The following is a 2,968-nucleotide window of genomic DNA, read 5'->3' on the forward strand; positions in this document are numbered from 1 at the left end:
AATATCGGGAGCCGAGTGCAGTGAAAGTTGCACGCTCGGATCTAATAGAGAGGGGCTGGGGATAATACCCCACCTCGACTCTAACAGCCAAACATTTTTGAGTGCTTAGTTGTGACTGAAAACAGAGATAACTTTGTCGAGCTTTTCGGTTCTATATAACGGTCGCGCTCACCGTACGCAGATAACTTTGGCTTCTCAATCAACTATATTGATACGTTTCGGTGCAGCGCTGTTGTTACTCCCTTCCCACCCAAGAAATATACATTTAGACTAAGGCAAAAATGTGTTCTAAAGTTCCAGATATTTGTTCTGAAATCCATCAAGATTTTAACATCATTAAGCTTTTGTTCGATTTCCGCAATGGTTATATTTGAAGGCAAATGATGTAATTTCTGTAACCTCAAGAGATGAATTTCATATTCGGCAAGATTAAAGTCAGGTGAATAAGCAGGGGTATGGATAAATTCTACAGCTATTTTATCCGCTAGTCCGAGCAGGGGCGATGCGACTATTAGAAAGTCTGAAATATCCACTGAGCCGATTACAAAAAATATTAGTTGACAAGGGATTCTCTGGTGAGGACATAACCCAGTGGGTTAAAGACAACTTTGATTGCATTTGGGAAGTAAGCACAAGGGCTGAAGAGCAGAAAGGTTTTGTGGTGGAATCAAAGCGTTGGGTAGTGGAGAGAACCTTTGCTTGGATAGGTAAATATCGCAGGCTGAGCAAGGATTGTGAATTTTATGAGAATATCTCAGAGCCCTTTATTTACCTAGCTTTGATCCGCAAGATGCTTGGAAATCCTACTGCTGTCAATTCTTAAATACTTTCTGAAATTCATTTAAAATTATAAAAAGAAAACCTACCGTATGTTTAGCTGGTAGTTTTGAATCAACTAAGTACTCTGGAGAAAATAATCTACGAATTAAGGTGGCCAGTAATTCTGGACTGGAATCGTTTAAGGTGTCAAAACCTTTTATGACACTGTATCCAACGCCAAGAATACTTGGTAAATTCTGTTGATGCTTCTCATCAATTTCCTCAATTCTTTTCTTAACGTGCCTAATTTGCTGCTGACTTGCTTTTTTTGCAAGTTCAATTACTTTAGCTATCTCGGATTCTTTCTGAGCTAGTTGGTCTTTAATTTGTATTTGCATGTCTGTAGGTTCTGTGACAGCGTCTTCACCCTGTTGTTGAGCAACCATTCTACGTTCATTATCTGTCATCTTGTTCATTGCTTCATGCTGATTCCTAGCTATATCAAGGCTTAATGGCTCAATACTTACCTTTACGAATATTTCTCCATTACGATTCTCACCTGGGCTAAGTACCTTAAACCTGCTTTGTATTAAGGTAACTTCTGCCTGTTTCTCGTTCATCCCTTCCGGAGCTTCTGGTTTAACTTGTGCTCCTGGGCGTCTTGATTGAAAAAGAGCAGGATATGTTACAGGTATCTCGAACTCAAAAATCACTCCTTCAGTTGGGCTCCATTTACGAACAAAACCTTCTTCCCAAGATGTTGAAAAAGGAACAATTTCATCAATTTCATTGCCTGGAGCTAGGCTTTTAAGATTAGAAGATTTTACACGTCTAAAAAGTGTGATCATAGGTGTATTTTGAAACTCTTGAGGTAATGGTTGTACCCCTAAAAAGTCTCCAAAGCTGGAGGCAAGATTCAGTTTGTCTTTCCGACCTTCACTTGACAAGGAGGGACTCAAGTCACCAAAATCATCACGAATTGAAGTTAGTGCTCCACCTTTGATCGAACTTATCGCTTTACCTTCATCATCTTTAGATTTTATTGCGTTGTTTGCTTTTGCTATACTATTCTCAACAACCTCGTCAATTTGAGTGTTCTTATTTACTTTTATCTGAAATTTTTCAAGGATTTCCATTCGCTCTTTTTCATCAACTTCATAATAACAAGTTAGTACAAGCGCTAATTCACTAACTGCCTGATCTAGATGTTCTAGATAATAAGAAACCACATCATCAACCTCTCCATATTTCGTAGTAATAAGGTATTTTGTTCGTTCTTTCTCACTCATTGCTGCCAGTTTTTTCATCTCTTTTGGCTTCCACTGGCGTTGTACAATACTGAAAGATGAATTCATGATAGGTTTTTTAAGTTGAACAGAATCAATTGAGTCTGTATGTGAATATTTCTCCCAAGCCATATTTCCCATCACATCAGCTTCCTTTTCCAATCCATCATTATCATTAATATTCACTCCTCTCTTCATTTGCAAGGTCGGCTGCACCCGTCCTTGCTTTTGCTGTACCACATGCCAGGCTTCATGAGGCAAATGTTTTTCTTGCCCTGATGCTACATGAATCTCTGTGCCTTGGGTATAAGCGAGTGCCTGTAATTGGGCAGGTTTGGGCGAATTATAATGAACCCTGACATCATCTAAGGAATATCCCGATAGGCTTTCTACCCCTGCTTTGAGAGCATCTGGCATACCCGTTTCGTTGGGGCGCTGCTCCTTGGATAAATCTGGGCGATCGCCTGTTGTATCGCTTTTCGCTTGTATCGTGTTTGACTGAACAGGTGCTTGGGATTCAGTCGTCTGTGTTGCTTGAGAATTGCGGATGAGAATTTCCAACAAGTTGGGCTGCGCTTTTGCTCGTTCCATACGCTGCGCCCAGAAACTATCCATCTTGGCTTGCAGCACACCCAGTCTTTCTTGCTCTACAGGCGTAATTGTGCTGGACTTCTCCTTTCGTTGAAGTCCAAACGCCTCAAACTTATTCTGCTGGAAAGCTTCGTTCTCTATCTCTTCTTGGGTTGGGGGACGTTTAGGTTCCTGGAGGGAAAATGGACGAGGCGCAAACTGTGACGTACTCGATGAGGTTTGAGGACTTTGGGATCTGGCTCGGTTGTTAAATGTCAACTAACTTGTCCGATGACGACAATTAACTTGGCTGGTTGAGAGAAGAAAAAATAATTGACGCGACGGCAAATGAC

At 40.8% G+C, this 2,968-nt stretch carries 2 protein-coding genes; one reads left to right on the forward strand and one right to left on the reverse strand.

Translation table 11 applies throughout. From position 1 onward, the window contains the following. Window positions 1–502 precede the first annotated feature (502 nt). A complete protein-coding gene (locus CQ839_RS24485; protein ID WP_258040875.1) occupies window positions 503–823 on the forward strand; it encodes a transposase in 321 nt (106 codons plus the stop codon). Here CQ839_RS24485 and CQ839_RS24490 read toward each other — a convergent pair. After that, on the reverse strand, window positions 813–2,636 hold the full coding sequence (locus tag CQ839_RS24490) for a DUF4157 domain-containing protein (RefSeq protein WP_258040876.1): 1,824 nt from the start codon (window positions 2,634–2,636) through the stop codon (window positions 813–815). The genes CQ839_RS24485 and CQ839_RS24490 overlap by 11 nt on opposite strands. Window positions 2,637–2,968: the final 332 nt, after the last annotated feature.

The organism is Pseudanabaena sp. BC1403, assembly GCF_002914585.1.
Taxonomy (GTDB): Bacteria; Cyanobacteriota; Cyanobacteriia; order Pseudanabaenales; family Pseudanabaenaceae; genus Pseudanabaena.